This window comes from Ruminiclostridium josui JCM 17888, assembly GCF_000526495.1.
In the GTDB taxonomy this organism is placed as follows: domain Bacteria; phylum Bacillota; class Clostridia; order Acetivibrionales; family DSM-1351; genus Ruminiclostridium; species Ruminiclostridium josui.
In genome coordinates, this window is the sequence record NZ_JAGE01000001.1 from 1476973 (window position 1) to 1492572 (window position 15600).

The 15600-nt window shown below is 36.5% G+C and carries 15 protein-coding genes; 11 read left to right on the plus strand and 4 right to left on the minus strand.

Features of this window, described 5'->3' with window-relative positions:
• Nucleotides 1-20: 20 nt before the first annotated feature.
• The gene (locus K412_RS0107020) at nucleotides 21-1202 is read right to left on the minus strand and encodes a phosphopentomutase (RefSeq protein WP_024832440.1); all 1182 of its coding nucleotides are present in this window, start codon (nucleotides 1200-1202) and stop codon (nucleotides 21-23) included.
• A gap of 227 nt (nucleotides 1203-1429) precedes the next feature.
• On the opposite strand from K412_RS0107020, the gene K412_RS0107025 reads away from it, so the two are divergent.
• Both K412_RS0107025 and K412_RS0107030 read left to right on the plus strand, forming a co-directional pair.
• Complete coding sequence (locus K412_RS0107025) at nucleotides 1430-2704, plus strand: CapA family protein (RefSeq protein WP_024832441.1); 1275 nt, start codon at nucleotides 1430-1432, stop codon at nucleotides 2702-2704.
• A gap of 425 nt (nucleotides 2705-3129) precedes the next feature.
• The gene (locus K412_RS0107030; RefSeq protein ID WP_242835565.1) at nucleotides 3130-4584 is read left to right on the plus strand and encodes an LTA synthase family protein; all 1455 of its coding nucleotides are present in this window, start codon (nucleotides 3130-3132) and stop codon (nucleotides 4582-4584) included.
• Between the two features lie 30 nt (nucleotides 4585-4614).
• On the opposite strand, the gene K412_RS0107035 is transcribed toward K412_RS0107030, so the two are convergent.
• Nucleotides 4615-5658 carry a nucleoid-associated protein gene (locus K412_RS0107035; protein ID WP_242835567.1) on the minus strand — a complete coding sequence of 348 codons (1044 nt, stop codon included), beginning with the start codon at nucleotides 5656-5658 and terminating at the stop codon, nucleotides 4615-4617.
• Between the two features lie 96 nt (nucleotides 5659-5754).
• On the opposite strand from K412_RS0107035, the gene K412_RS0107040 reads away from it, so the two are divergent.
• Entirely contained in the window at nucleotides 5755-6456 is a 702-nt protein-coding gene (locus tag K412_RS0107040) for a tetratricopeptide repeat protein (RefSeq protein ID WP_024832444.1), read from the plus strand.
• A 78-nt stretch (nucleotides 6457-6534) separates the two neighbouring features.
• Here the strand turns inward: K412_RS0107040 and K412_RS0107045 are convergent, their stop codons facing one another.
• Nucleotides 6535-7227, minus strand: a complete 693-nt coding sequence (locus K412_RS0107045) for an SGNH/GDSL hydrolase family protein (RefSeq protein ID WP_024832445.1) — start codon at nucleotides 7225-7227, stop codon at nucleotides 6535-6537.
• Between the two features lie 189 nt (nucleotides 7228-7416).
• Here K412_RS0107045 and K412_RS0107050 point away from each other — a divergent pair, with 189 nt between their 5' ends.
• Nucleotides 7417-8019 (plus strand): DUF1836 domain-containing protein, encoded by a 603-nt coding sequence (locus tag K412_RS0107050; protein WP_024832446.1) that lies wholly within the window; start codon nucleotides 7417-7419, stop codon nucleotides 8017-8019.
• Here K412_RS0107050 and ytaF read toward each other — a convergent pair whose 3' ends face one another.
• The gene (ytaF, locus tag K412_RS0107055; RefSeq protein WP_024832447.1) at nucleotides 8020-8643 is read right to left on the minus strand and encodes a sporulation membrane protein YtaF; all 624 of its coding nucleotides are present in this window, start codon (nucleotides 8641-8643) and stop codon (nucleotides 8020-8022) included. It lies immediately after the preceding gene.
• 504 nt (nucleotides 8644-9147) lie between these two features.
• Here ytaF and trpE point away from each other — a divergent pair.
• From trpE to trpA, 7 genes are read left to right on the plus strand one after another with little or no spacing between them, the layout of a single operon-like run.
• Complete coding sequence (gene trpE / locus K412_RS0107060) at nucleotides 9148-10614, plus strand: anthranilate synthase component I (RefSeq protein ID WP_024832448.1); 1467 nt, start codon at nucleotides 9148-9150, stop codon at nucleotides 10612-10614.
• Nucleotides 10614-11195 (plus strand): anthranilate synthase component II, encoded by a 582-nt coding sequence (locus tag K412_RS0107065; RefSeq protein WP_024832449.1) that lies wholly within the window; start codon nucleotides 10614-10616, stop codon nucleotides 11193-11195. The genes trpE and K412_RS0107065 overlap by 1 nt, the downstream gene beginning before the upstream one ends.
• Nucleotides 11192-12205 (plus strand): anthranilate phosphoribosyltransferase, encoded by a 1014-nt coding sequence (gene trpD, locus K412_RS0107070; protein WP_024832450.1) that lies wholly within the window; start codon nucleotides 11192-11194, stop codon nucleotides 12203-12205. The genes K412_RS0107065 and trpD overlap by 4 nt, the downstream gene beginning before the upstream one ends.
• Nucleotides 12206-12216: 11 nt before the next feature.
• Nucleotides 12217-13005 (plus strand): indole-3-glycerol phosphate synthase TrpC, encoded by a 789-nt coding sequence (trpC, locus tag K412_RS0107075; protein ID WP_024832451.1) that lies wholly within the window; start codon nucleotides 12217-12219, stop codon nucleotides 13003-13005.
• A gap of 25 nt (nucleotides 13006-13030) precedes the next feature.
• Nucleotides 13031-13648, plus strand: a complete 618-nt coding sequence (locus K412_RS0107080; protein ID WP_024832452.1) for a phosphoribosylanthranilate isomerase — start codon at nucleotides 13031-13033, stop codon at nucleotides 13646-13648.
• A complete protein-coding gene (trpB, locus tag K412_RS0107085; protein WP_024832453.1) occupies nucleotides 13649-14833 on the plus strand; it encodes a tryptophan synthase subunit beta in 1185 nt (394 codons plus the stop codon).
• Nucleotides 14826-15596 (plus strand): tryptophan synthase subunit alpha, encoded by a 771-nt coding sequence (gene trpA / locus K412_RS0107090; protein WP_024832454.1) that lies wholly within the window; start codon nucleotides 14826-14828, stop codon nucleotides 15594-15596. The genes trpB and trpA overlap by 8 nt, the downstream gene beginning before the upstream one ends.
• Nucleotides 15597-15600: the final 4 nt, after the last annotated feature.

The window sequence follows — 15600 nt, forward strand, 5'->3', positions numbered from 1 at the left end:
ACCATATATGTCAAACTATATTAATATTTGATAATCTCTTTTAAAAAACTTTGTCCCGGGAATTTGTTCTCTGCATTAAAAACATCTGCAATGGTGCAGGCTATATCAGCAAAAGTTTTTCTTGTTCCAAGATTTATATCCTCTCGTATACCTTTGCCATAGATAATTACTGGTACATGTTCCCTTGAATGGTCAGTACTTGGAGTAGTAGGGTCACAGCCATGGTCCGCTGTAATTATCAGCATATCGTTGTCTTTCATTGCTGATAAAATTTCAGGCAACCTATTATCAAATTCCTCTAAAGCCTGTTTATAGCCTTGCGGATTATTTCTGTGTCCGAATACCATGTCAAAATCTACAAGATTTGTAAAAATTAAGCCTTTATTCTTTTGAGCCATAAATTTTAATGTAACGTCAACACCATCCATGTTGTTTTTTGTATGTTCAGCAACAGTGACTCCCTTTTTCGAAAATATATCCTCAATTTTTCCTACTGCAATAACATCCAGACCCTTTTTACTTAGAATATCCAAAACCGTATCCGATGTGGGCTCTGCAGAAAAATCCCTTCTGTTTGGTGTTCTTGTAAAATTACCCGGTTCACCTATAAACGGCCTGGCAATAACACGACCAACCATATGTTCCCCTTGCAGCATTTCCCTTGCTATACTACAAATACGGTACAATTCTTCCAAAGGGACAACTTCCTCATGGGCTGCTATCTGAAATACACTGTCCGCCGACGTATAGACTATAAGCTTTCCTGTTTTCATGTGTTCTTCGCCGTATTCCTTGATTATTTCAGTTCCCGATGCAGCGCAGTTTCCAAGAACACCTTTTCCTGTAAGTTTTATAAACTCATCAAGGACTTCTTTTGGAAAACCATCAGGATATGTGGGAAATGGGTACTTAAGCTGAAGTCCTGCGATTTCCCAATGCCCTGTTATAGTATCCTTTCCTTTTGAAACCTCCGCCATTCGCCCATAACTTCCTGTAACATGTTCCGGTACGGGAAGATAGTCCACTCCATCTATCTTTCCCAATCCAATACGACTAAGGTTAGGAAGGCTTATTCCATTGCAAACCTTCACTATATTTCCCAAGGTATTGCTTCCTTTATCTCCGTACTCTCCTGCATCCGGAAGTTCACCTATTCCCACACTGTCAAGTACAATCATAATCACTCTATCTATATTTGTCATATCTGCTCTCCCAATTATTTTTTAATACTTATATATTACTACTTATATGATACCAAAAATTTGGTTTTTCAAACATAATAAAAATTTAATCTAATATTATTTCCACATAATTCAAAAGTATACCAATTTCAATTAATATTGTGGTATAGTTTATTATAGTTCATACAAACAGGATACTTCCTGTACGAGACATCAGCCAAAATTCTATAAGAGGAATGGTTTACATAATGAAGAAAAAGATGATTATCTTTAAACGTACTTTTTACGTGTTGTGTATTATGTGTTTTCTGCTTTTAGTCAGCACAACAATAATACTTGCAATAAGCGGCCTTAGTTCAAACCAAATAAGCTCTGCAGCACCAAAGACCCCTGTTCAAAGCAGTATTGTTGCTGATTCATCAAAGAGCACTGATAGTACTCCTGACACACCCAAACCCTCAAACTCTACTCCGGTGCCTCAGTCTATAACAATATCTGCTGTAGGAGATATTATGCTGCATCAGGGAAATCTAAATAGTGCATATGATTCAAAAAGCAAGAAATATGACTTCAGCGGTTTCTTTGAATATGTGAAACCCTATTTGAGTTCATCTGACCTGACAATAGCTAATTTTGAAACCGTTACAGCCGGTGCAGATATCAAGTATAGAAGTTTTCCTCTTTTTAACTCCCCTGACAGTATACTTCAGGCTTTGTCTGGAACAGGAGTTGATATACTCTCTACAGCCAACAATCATTGCCTTGATTGGGGCGTAAATGGTCTTACAAGGACTATTCAAAAAATCAGTGAGTATAAAATGGTGAACATAGGAAGCTCTGTCAATGGTAAAGACAAATATGTTATTAAAGACGTAAATGGAATTAAACTAGGTATTCTAAGCTATTCTCAGTTTTTCAACGGCCATGAAGCAAAGTTAAGCAGTACTGATAAAGCCAAATACCTTAGTACATTAACCGAATCCAAGATTCAAAATGATATAAAAGAAGTAAAGGCAAAGGGAGCTGATACGGTTATAGCTGTCCTCCACTGGGGAAATGAATATATTCGTACACCAAGTACCTATCAGACAAATTTGTCAAAAAAGGTTTTGTCATGGGGAGCTGATATAATACTTGGTTCTCACCCCCACGTTGTTCAAAAATCTGAAATAGTAAAAGTAAACGGAAAAAATAAGTTTGTTATTTATTCCATGGGAAATTTTATATCCGGCTACAGGCGTACGGACAAAGCAAAACGGTTAAATAAAGTTTATACTGAAGATGGTGTTATCGTTACCCTCAAGCTTGAAAAAGACTACAAAGGCGGTATAAACATTAAAGATGTGACTTATATACCAACATGGGTTGATATGTATTCTTCAAAGAATAAAACTGTTTATAAAATACTTCCAGTTCCTTCGCCTGATGTAAATGCCTCTTATATAAACAGTAGAAATAAATCCTATGTAAAACAGTCATATAATAATACCATGAGTATAATGGCAAAATTCAATGGCAAATAAAAATTGTTATAGAAATTTACAAATTAAATAAATTCTTATAGAATATATTGTGGTATATATTGTTATAATTTAGAAAGGTACTTCAAAACATAATGCTTAATAATTATTATGATAGAGTTTTAAATGCATTCAAGAATACGTCCTATCGAAAATCAGTAATTGTTTCAGCAATATTAATAATTCTAAATGCATTTAAGATAACCCTTTTCAATTACTTAATTCTTCCGAAAACCGGCGTAAACACATTTGATTATAAATTGGGGATATCTTTACTTGTTAGTGTTATTGTTTTTTCTTTTGTTCTTACCCTGAAGTCAAGATATTTTTTTTTAGTCGTGTATATAATACAAGGAATATATTGTTTTACTAATATATCATACTTCCTTTATTACCACAGCTATCTGCATTTTCTTCAGTGGATTTCCTTGTTTAAGGAAGCAATGATTTCCGCTTCCCACTTTGCCAATCCTATAAGTGTTCAGCTGTTGGTAGTTTTTATTGATGTTCCGGTAGCTATATATATTTTCTTCAAGTGTTTCAAACCTGAAGTCAAAAGTACAAGGCTGCCTTTTTTACGAAATGCCGTTATTGGCTTATCCGCAGCTATTCTTATAGTAATTGAAATATTTAACTTTGCAAATGGACAGTCTGTTGTACAGTTTATGAAGGACAGGTATTCAGGAGAAACACGTATAGTGGAAAGATACGGTACTGTTGTAAACGGTGTAGTTAATATAGTTCAAAATAACACGGAAGAAAAGCTGATTAATCAATTGAATTACGGTAAAAATACTTCTTCCCCAAGTTCTGTAACTACTTCAAAGAGTACCTCACAGTCACCCAATTATGTATTAATACAAGTTGAATCGATGGATTCAAATATAGTTAAGCAAAAATATAAAGGCTCTTATGTCATGCCTTACCTTAACTCATTGATGGATAACAGTGTTTATTATCCGTACACCCTCAGCTATCACAAGGGTGGTGGTACGTCAGATGCTGAATTTTCAGTTATAAACAGTGTTGAGACTCTAGATGCCTTCCCGGCAATCAAGCTGTCATCATACAGCTATCCTAATTCGGTTGTATCCAAACTTGCAAAGGCTTCATATAACACAATGGCTTTTCACGGCAACGTGGGAACATTTTATAACAGAAATATAGCTTTCTCAAAAATGGGCTTTAAAAAGTTCTATGATATAAGCTCAATGAATTACGATGACGAAGGCTGGGGTGCACCAGACGACAAGGTCTTCTCATTTGCTTTTGAAAAGATTGAGAAAAGTACAAAGCCTTTTTACACACATATTATTACAATGACAAGTCACGGCCCCTTTGAAAGTGCCAGACATTATTATAATAACAAGGCTTACGACGATATAGAAAATGAAATTGTGAAGAACTATTATAATTCCTTTAGTTATGTTGATGAATCAATAAAGAATTTTGTGGAAAATATTCAAGCAAAATACAGTAACACTTATATAATAATTTATGGTGACCATACTCCTAATATAAACTCACAGGATTTTGCTCAGGCTTCGTTTATAGATGGTGACAAATACTTTGAGTTTGTTCCAATGTTTTTGCTTACTCCTGACCACAAGAAATACAAGGAAGATTCTTTTGTAGCGTCCTTCCTTGACATTTCCCCAACCATATTGGCAACATCAAATCTGTCATATAACGTTAAAACTGATGGAAGAAGCCTGTTGGATACTGAAACTCCTCCGGCAAATATACCTTTTAAAGGCGGGTCCTTTGACCGAAGCTGGTTGTATACTACAATAGCAAACCATAAGTATGTGGAAGAAGAACCTTTGTGGCGTAAATATCTACCATCCTTTATTTCTTCAAACCTTATCGAAAGACATAAATAAGCATATAAAATTACAAGAGGCGGGTGTTACCTACCTCTTGTTTATTATTTTACCAACGTTTTTGATTATGATTGATATAGAGCCGTCAGGGTTGTTTGCAAATTCTATCATATCCCTGTTGTCATAATAACTCAACGGGAAATTTATCTCAATGCCTGTATCTGTCTTGATTTTATGGGTTTTAAATTTTTTCTCTGCCAATTTATCTGGTACTGTAATGGCTTCATCAGTAAGACCGGCTTTTTGAATTTCCTGTATATACTCTTCCCTGACTGCAAGATTCGTTTCGAAGACCTCCTGAGCTATTTCATCCACCCGTATTTCATTCTTTTCTTCCAACCCTTCGGATACAACCTTCTTAAGCTTTGCTACCTTGTCAAAGTCCTCGTCATAGTATTTTTTGCTTATTTTCTGTGTAACTTTATCAATAATTTTCAGCTTTTGGTTGTCAGACAAATCAGTTGAACAGTTAATCAAATAATTGGACATATAAAATTCTTTTGTACCGTTTATTTCGTAAGCTTTTTCAATTAGCTTTATTTCACCAGTTTCCAGACTTATAAGAACAGCCTCATCAACTTTTTGTCCATCCGACGGTAAAAGTGTTTTATGTCTAATAATTGTATTTACCGCCCCTTCCTCCATCTGGCTTACGTAGTGAGTATATCCTGTTTTATAATTCAGTTTCAATAACCCCAGATATGGTTCATTGTCTGCAAGAAAATGACAGCATATAAGATCTCCTGGAGCTATATCAATATTTTTAAGCATAAAATCAAAGGTCATAGTTGCAATGGCACGGGTTACTTCCATAAAACAGCCCAAATCCTCTTTGAGTGCATAGCACATATCTCGTACCGTATTTACTTCACCCGTAAACTGAGCTTTTTTCAAGTTTGCATCATCAAAGGTTTTGGAAATATGCTTTTCTAAAAAGTCCGCCAATTCTCCGCTTAGTTCAAGTTCCTTATCAGAAAGTACAGGAAAGTTTACGCTGTTGTCTAAAATATGCAGGACAGCTCTGTTTATATGAATACTGTATTCCATAATATCAAGTGTTATCTCCTTTTTCATTCGAAGTCAAAACCCGCCCTATATTATATCAAACTTTTAATACAAAAAATAATACATATTTGATATAATCTATTTTAGTGAACAGGAGGAATCTACATGTTTGGAAAATTAAAATCCTTTATTTACGTTATAAAAGCAAATAGTGCCTACCAAAAAAGTAGTGCCCAAGAGGCCATAAATTGGTTAGAAAAAGCATATAAAACCGGAAGTGCAAAACCCAGTGTAGTTACAACCTTAGGCTACCTCCTTTTAAAGGAAGGTCATCTTGATGAATCATTAAGGATATTTAAGGAGCAGATTAACTCCTCTTCAAATATTAAAGATAATGATTTGTACAGTCTAAAATCCAATTATGCCCTTGCATTGTGGAAAAACGGCGAACTCGACAGAGCTATTGCAATATATGAAGATATATTCCCCAAATATAAAAATACAATTATTTATGGCAGTCTGGGTTATTTGTATATACTTAAAGGCGACCTTGAAAAGGCTCTGAAATTCAATCAAGAAGCCATGGAATACAATGATACAGGTACAGTTATATTGGATAATCTTGGTCAAACCTACTATCTGATGGGTGAATATGAAAAAGCAGAGGAAATATTTAAAAAATTGATGACATTGTCTCCAAAGTTTCCTGAAGCATATTATGACTACGCACTGGTACTTGAAAAGTTGGGAAATAAATCAGGTTGTATTGAAAACCTTAAAAATGCATTGAATTACAAGCCAAATTTCCTTTCAGGTGTTACAGTGGAGCAGATTCAGGATAAGCTTAAACAGGTTGAAACAGAGTAAAATGCTGTGGCGATTGTGAAAGAGTTTGCAACGGTAAAGCAACACAAAGTTTAACCGTTGCAAACTTTTTTAAATATTTTAAAAGTTAAATTCCAACATGGATTCAAGAATCTTTTTATGACCTTTCTCATTAGGATGCATACCATCTGTACAAATCTGTGAGCTGTAGTTTTTGCTCAGCAAAAAGCCTTCCCTGATATCTATCATTTTGCAGGACATCTGACGTGAAACCCATTCTACGGCATTGTTATACGCTTCCTGCCAACGGTATATTCTTGCAACATCACCAAGCCAATGAAGGATATTATCCCTGTTTAAGCCTTTGGATACCCAATTGAAATATCTTTCAGGCTCCAGAGGCGGTAAATTCATAAGCACAGGAGTAACTCCTTTTTTCCTGAACATATCAATCATATTTTGCAGGGTGCTTTTGAAGCTTTCAATAGAAGTTTTGGGTTGATGTGGTAAATCTGGGTTTTCAGCTATCTCTCTCCAGTTAAAATCGCAGTCATTTCCGCCAAATTCTATTATTACAATATTTTCTTTATCTGTAATCATCTTATCTATGGACTTTGATATTCTGTTTAGGGCTTTTGTGGATGTCATACCAAAGTATGCATTATTCTTCACATTAAACCCTGTTATCTGGGCAAAACTGCTTATACTGTTATCCTTTATCACTTTATATTTACCGTCATTTTCATCAAAAACAACACCTTTTAAAATGGAATCTCCCCAAACAATTATATTCTTATCAGCTGAATGTGACATAGCAATCTCCTATTACCTGTTATTATATGATTAAAATTATGTATTATAATATTAATAATTTATTATCTAGTTTTCAATACTATATTACCCGTTATTGTATTTCTTGTCAAGCTTATTTAATAACTATGTTGTAATAATGATTCATTATGTTATAATTAAGATAACCATTTATCAGGAGTGATATTCATTTTGGATAACAATAACATAAATGTAGATAATATAAAAAAAGAACTTAAAGATTTGTCAGCCGCACTTGGCTCATATAAAACAGAAAGTTGGAATCAGTTCCCAGCAATAGATTTATATATGGACCAGGTAATAACCTATCTTGAAAGACTGCTAAACATTTTTGGGGATACTTCCGATTCGGGCAAGACTATTACATCAAGTATGGTAAATAATTACGTAAAAGAAGGATATCTGAAACGTCCCGTAAATAAAAAATATGACCGGGTGCATCTTATATCGCTTTACATTATGTCAATGCTAAAGCCCATACTGCCAATTCCGCTTATTGCTCGTTCACTGGGTAACTTTAGCAATGAAGATGAGTATCGTAATTTTTACAGCGAACTGACAAGTCTTCAAGACCAGGCATTTAATAGCGTTTCTCAAAAGCTTTTAACCCTTATTGAAAATATAAGCGAAGAGGATTATGAAAACTCCTTACGTCTTTTTGCTTTACAGCTTTCAAGCGAAGCAAATGCTCATAGGATAGCCGCTGAAAAAATAATGTCCTTGCTCAATGAAAATGAAGCATCAAATAAAAATGATAAGGGTAAAAGCAAGTAACTATGTAACTATTTGATACAAACCTATAATTATCAACAGTATACCCGATATGATGGTTGCTTTTTCTCCTAGAAATTTTGACGCATATCTTCTTCCTATTATTGCCCCCACAGATATGGTAATAAGGCTGAAAACTATTACTGCTGCTGACAAGACAAATGCATTAATTCCAAAAACACCTGCGCCAAATCCCGTACCAATACAGTTGGATGCCAGTGCTATGCCCAGAAGTATGGATTCTTTAAGTGATATATCCCCGGAATAGTCTCTATCGGCTATACCCGGGTCATCCATTACGGCTTTTATATCATCTATGTACTGAATACCGTTACCATAAACCCTTTTAGATTTTCTTCTGTTATTCAAATATCCTATAATTGTAAATATACCCATTAAAATTACAATAGTACCTCCAATGGTTTTTCCAAGAGAATCGGAAATGTAGTTTGTCAGTATGTTTCCAAGAAGACTTGACAATAAGGTTGCTATACCCGAAAATAAAGCGATTGAAATATTTGATTTTAAAGGTACATTTATTTTTCTTGCTCCATATGCCAGACCGATAGCCATATTGTCTAAATTCGGTGCCAGGCACAGTAAAAAAATTGATAGAATAACCCCCACGGTCTTTTCACCTCAGGATAGTATATTTTCATTTATACGGAATAGTGCGTGTCTCTAAAATGTAATATTTTTTGTAAATCCCATACTTTTTTAGTATTTTTATGCTTTTTTATAAAAAAACGTATTGACAATTTGAAATTATGGATGTAATCTTATATTAAATTTAATACCTGCCCTTTAAACCGTTGACGTGGAGATAACGGTGATACGTGCACTTACAGAGAGCAAGGGAAGCTGAGAGCCTTGCAGAACGCAGTACATCAAATGGACCACTGAGGGCGTAGTCAAATGGAAATTTTCTTTCCAGAGTATTCTACGACGTAGCACATGCGTTATTTGTGGGAAATATGTTTGTATTTCGTAAGTGTGTAAGATTTATTTGCTTACAAAACAAGGTGGCACCGCGGGTGAATATTAATGCACTCGTCCTTGACTATTTCAGTCTAAGGGCGGGTGTTTTTAGTTTCTCGAGAAATAAATCTTGAACGTAAAAGGAGTGGTATTATGTACAAACCAAGTTTGGAGGAAGCAAAACAATTGTCGGCAGGATATACAATCATACCTGTCAGTTGCGAAATCTTCTCAGATGTTAAAACACCTATTGCAGTACTCCAAAGTCTTAGAGCTGTAAGCAACCGTTATTATCTTCTGGAAAGTGTTGAAAATGGAGAAAAGTGGGGTCGGTACTCATTCTTAGGCTTTGATCCCGTAATTGAGCTTTCCTGCAAGGACGGAAATCTTGAAATCAAAGGTGAATGTTCAAAAAAAGTTTTTACAAATGATCCCAACAGCCATATCAGAGAAATTCTGAATCAATATAGAAGTCCAAGACTTAATTTTCTTCCTCCTTTTACAGGAGGCTTCGTAGGATACTTTGCGTATGACTATATCAAATATTCTGAAAAAACCTTAAAGCTCGACGGAATAGATGAAGCAAACTTTAACGATGTGGATTTAATGCTTTTCGACAAGGTAATAGCCTTTGATCATTTTAGGCAAAAAATCATTGTAATTGTAAATATAAAAACTGATAATCTGGAAGCAAATTATGAAAAGGCAATTAAAGAAATAGACCGTACAATAAATCTAATTAAGAGGGAAGTCCCTGTTGAAAAATCTGTTTCAAAATTATTGTCACCCTTTACTCCCAAATTCAGCATTGAGGAGTATTCCAAAATTGTGGAGAAGGTTAAGCACTACATTTTTGAAGGAGATATATTTCAGGCTGTTCCATCCAACAGACAGACAGCAGACTTTGAAGGAAGTCTTTTGGATACATACAGGACTTTAAGAACCACCAATCCTTCTCCATATATGTTCTTTGTAAAGTTTGAGGATTTAGAGATAACCGGAACCTCACCAGAAACTCTTATAAAGCTTGAAAACGGTAATCTTTCCACCTTCCCTATCGCTGGAACAAGACCCCGTGGAGAAACCGAGGAAAAGGACAAAGAGTTGATTGAAGGCCTTTTAAGTGATGAAAAAGAACTTTCAGAGCATAACATGCTTGTAGATCTTGGGAGGAACGATCTTGGAAGAATCAGTGAATTCGGAACAGTTGAGGTAAAGGACTATCTCAGTATAAAGAAGTTCTCTCACGTAATTCATATAGAGTCCAAAGTCACAGGCAAGCTGCGCAAGGATATGGATCAGCTTGATGCCATAACCGCTATCCTCCCTGCTGGAACTCTTTCAGGAGCACCCAAAATCCGTGCCTGTCAGATAATCAATGAAGTTGAGGGATATAAGCGTGGAATTTATGGTGGTACAATTGGATACATTGATTTTACCGGGAATATGGACACCTGTATTGCAATAAGAACAGCAATTCTCAAGGATAAAAAAGTATATGTTCAATCAGGAGGAGGAATTGTTGCAGACAGCGTTCCCGAAACAGAATACATGGAGACTGTTAATAAGGCAAGAGCCGTAATTAATGCTATAGAGATGTCCGAAAGGGGGATTGACTAATGATTTTACTAATTGATAATTATGACAGCTTTTCTTATAACCTATATCAGTTTATAGGTACCATAAACAGTGATATAAAGGTTGTAAGAAATGATGAGATTACCATCGAGGAAATAGAGGCTTTAAACCCTTCCCATATTATTCTTTCCCCCGGACCCGGTCGTCCTTCAGATGCAGGTATATGCGAAGCAGTAATAAAACACTTTCATAAAACAAAGCCCATTTTAGGTGTATGCCTTGGGCACCAGGCAATTTGTGAGACCTTTGGAGCCACTGTTTCATATGCCAAGGTGTTAATGCACGGTAAAAAAAGTCTCATACACATTGCAAACGGCAGTGCAATTTTTAGAGGTCTGCCTCCCATTATTGAAGGTGCGAGATATCATTCTCTTTCAGCAGTACGCAATACTCTTCCTGATGAACTATTGGTTATTGGAGAGGACGACAGCGGTGAAGTAATGGGTATCAAGCACAGAGATTACAATGTTTATGGACTGCAATTTCATCCAGAGTCGGTTTTAACACCCGACGGTATTAAGATATTGGATAATTTTTTAAGAATAGGCGGTGAGGCAAAATGATTCAGGAAGCTATATATCAGGTAATAAATAAGCAGGATTTAGATCTTGATAAAGCAACACAGGTTATGGAGGAAATCATGGAGGGCCGTGCTACAACAGCACAGATAGGCTCATTCCTCACAGCTATGCGAATGAAGGGTGAAACCATTGAGGAAATAACTGCATGTGCAACTGTTATGAGACAAAAGTGCAAACGAATTCACCCTGATAAGGATGTTCTAGATATAGTGGGCACAGGCGGAGATGAAGCCAATACTTTCAATATCTCAACAGTTTCCTCTTTTGTAGTTTCAGCCGGCGGTGTACCTGTTGCAAAACACGGAGGACGTTCTGTTTCCAGCAAATGCGGCAGTGCCGACCTTCTGGAGGCACTAGGCATCAATATTGCATTGACCGCCGAGCAAAGTGCAGAAATATTGCAAAAAATCGGAATGTGTTTTATGTTTGCTCCAACATACCATGCTTCTATGAAGTATGCGGCTCCCGTCCGTAAGGAACTTTCAGTGAGAACTATTTTCAATATACTTGGACCTTTGGCAAATCCGGCAGGAGCAAATATGCAGCTTTTAGGAGTATATGATGAAAATCTTGTGGAACCCCTTGCTAGAGTTCTACTAAATCTAGGAGTTAAGAGGGCAATGGTTGTCCATGGTCATGATGGTCTGGATGAAGTAACTCTCTGCAATACCACCACAATCTGTGAAGTAAGCAACGGTAATATTAACAGCTTCTTCCTCTCCCCTGAACAATTAGGCTTTACTAGATGCTCCTTAAAGGAATTGGTTGGAGGTGACCCAAAGGAAAATGCTTTAATTGCTCTAGATATTCTTAATGGCAGTAAGGGGCCTAAAAGGGATATTGTTGTATTAAATTCAGCACTATGCCTTTATATGTCATACAATCAGATTACACTAAGGGATTGTGTTAAAATGGCTGAACAGCTTATTGACAGCGGTGCTGCAAAAGCTCAGCTGGATAAATTTATAGAGCTGTCAAACGCTTTTAACTAAGGAGTGAAATTATGATTCTGGATAGAATTGCTAATAGTACAAAAATACGTGTTGAAAATCTCAAAAAGCAAGTGCCATTTGATTATGTAAAATCTGAAGCTCTCAAATTAGTAAACAAGAATCCTTTTTCTTTTGAAAAGGCAGTGAAAAATAGTGAACTTACCTTTATTTGCGAGATAAAAAAAGCCTCTCCTTCAAAAGGGCTTATTTCTGAGAATTTTCCTTATATTGATATTGCCAAAGATTATGAAGCAGCCGGGGCAGGAGCAATCTCGGTTTTGACAGAACCTGAATTTTTCCTTGGCAGTGACGAATACTTGAAAAATGTTAAAAAAACAGTAAGTATTCCGGTTCTTAGAAAAGATTTCACCATTGATTCGTATCAGATTTATGAAGCGGCTTTAATCGGTGCAGACTGTATACTACTCATTTGTGCATTACTGGATACTGATACTTTGAAAGAGTATATAAAGATTGCTGATAGCCTTGGACTGTCCTGTCTTGTGGAAGCCCATGATGAAACAGAAGTTAAAAGTGCTATTGAAGCAGGTAGCAGGATAATTGGGGTAAATAACAGGAATCTAAAAACCTTCGAAGTTGATATATCAAACAGTGTACGCCTTAGAAAACTTGTACCTGCTAGTATAAGCTTTGTATCAGAAAGCGGAATTCGCACTGCTCAGGATATTTCAGTACTCCGACAAATAGGAGCAAATGCTGTTCTGATTGGTGAAACCCTTATGAGAAGTGGTGATACAGCAGCTGAACTAGCAAAGCTGCGGGGTTCTGTAAAAAACTAAGTTATTTCATATAGGAGGAGTTTTTATGTCTGCGAAAATAAAAATTTGCGGCTTAACAAGGCTGCAGGATATCGAATATGTAAATGAGGCTCTTCCGGATTTTATAGGTTTTGTTTTTGCAAAAAGCAAAAGACAGCTAACTGCTAAAACTGCAGAACAGCTTAGAAAACTTCTGGATTCAAGTATCACTCCTGTTGGGGTTTTTGTAAATGAGGATTTAGATAAAATAACCTCATTATGCAAAAACGGTATTATTGATATTGTTCAGCTTCACGGAGACGAAAGTTTCGATTATATAGAATCATTACGCCAGAAAATAAATAACCCAATTATAAAGGCTGTAAGAGTAAAAGATAGTGAATCAGTAAAAACCGCTTGCTCACTTCCCTGTGACTATTTGCTTCTGGACACATACTCAAGTAATGCTTACGGAGGAACTGGTCAAACATTTGACTGGGGGCTGATTTCTGATATGGTAAAACCTTTCTTTCTGGCGGGAGGAATATCAGCCGAAAATGCAGAGATGGCAATAAAAAAAATAAAGCCCTTCTGCCTGGATGTCAGTAGCAGCGTGGAAACAGATTCATTTAAGGATAGAAACAAAATTTTGAATATAGTAAATTTGGTAAGGAGTGTGAAATAAATGCTAAAAGGTAGGTATGGAAAGCATGGGGGACAATATGTCCCTGAAATTCTAATGAACACTATTAATGAGCTTGAGGAAAGTTATAACTACTATAAGAATGATTTTGATTTTAATAGAGAACTTGACACCTTATTAAAAGAGTATGCAGGAAGACCCTCCCTCCTCTATTTTGCAAAAAAAATGACAGAGGATTTGGGCGGTGCAAAAATATATCTAAAACGTGAAGATTTAAATCATACAGGCTCCCACAAAATAAACAATGTTCTGGGGCAAGTGCTTCTGGCAAAGAAAATGGGTAAAAAGCGTGTAATAGCCGAGACAGGTGCCGGACAGCACGGTGTTGCTACCGCAACTGTTGCTGCTCTTATGGGTCTGGAATGTGAAATCTTTATGGGTTTGGAGGATACTAAGCGTCAAGCTTTAAATGTTTTCAGAATGGAGCTTTTGGGTGCGAAAGTTCATCCGGTTACAAGCGGGACACAAACTCTTAAAGATGCAGTTAATGAGACATTTCGTGAATGGGCTTCAAGAATGGAGGACACCGCCTATATTCTGGGCTCCGTTATGGGACCTCATCCATTTCCTATGATTGTAAGAGATTTCCAGAGTGTTATCGGTAAGGAAGTAAGAGAGCAAATTCTAGAAAAAGAAGGCCGGCTCCCTGATGTTGCAATGGCTTGTGTTGGCGGCGGTAGTAATGCTATGGGACTTTTTTATGACTTTATAGGAGACAAATCAGTTGAACTAATAGGGTGTGAAGCTGCCGGCAAAGGTGTGGATACCGAATTCCACGCAGCCACCATAGCCAAAGGGCAGCTTGGAATTTTCCACGGTATGAAATCATATTTCTGTCAGGATGAGTACGGTCAAATTGCTCCTGTATACTCTATCTCGGCAGGACTGGATTACCCCGGCATAGGCCCTGAACATGCATCACTTCATGACACAAACCGCGCCAAGTATGTTCCAGTAACCGATGCTGAGGCAGTTGCAGCCTTTGAATATCTGTCTCGAACCGAAGGAATCATTCCGGCAATTGAAAGTTCCCACGCAGTTGCCCATGCAATGAAAATTGCACCTAAAATGGAAAAAGACAAAATAATAGTCATATGTCTGTCAGGAAGAGGAGACAAGGATGTTGCCGCTATTGCAAAATATATGGGGGTGAATATAAATGAGTAAAATCAGTAATGCATTTAAAAATGGCAAGTCATTTATAGGCTTTCTTACGGCAGGTGATCCGTCATTAGAAAAGACTGAGGAATTTGTTATGGAAATGGTAAAGGCAGGTGCTGACCTTATAGAAATAGGCATTCCCTTTTCAGACCCTATTGCAGAAGGTGAAGTTATTCAAAGAGCAAACGTAAGGGCTCTCTCTAACGGAACAACAATGGATAAGGTTTTTGAAACAGTTAAAAGAATAAGACAAAAGACTCAGGTTCCCCTTGTTTTTCTAACCTATTTGAATTCCGTATTCACCTACGGTTATGATCATTTTTTCAGACAATGCAGTGAGTATGGTATTGACGGTGTTATAATTCCTGATATTCCATTTGAGGAAAAAGGAGAGCTAATGCCTTTTAGTGATAAATATAATATCGACATAATATCATTAATAGCTCCTACCTCCGAAGAACGTATTAACAAGTTAGCTTCCTGCGCAAAGGGCTTTGTGTACTGTGTATCCTCAAAGGGAGTTACAGGTGTACGAAATGAAATAAAAACAGACCTTAAGTCAATTGTATCCTCTATAAGGTCTGTAACAAAAGTACCTGTAGCTGTAGGCTTTGGTATTTCCACACCACAGCAGGCATCAGATATTTCTAAATATGCTGATGGAATTATTGTTGGAAGTGCAATTGTAAAAATCATCGAAGAATACGGCAATGATGCTGCAAAACCTCTATATGATTATGTCAGTGAACTAAAAAAGTCAATTAAATAAAACA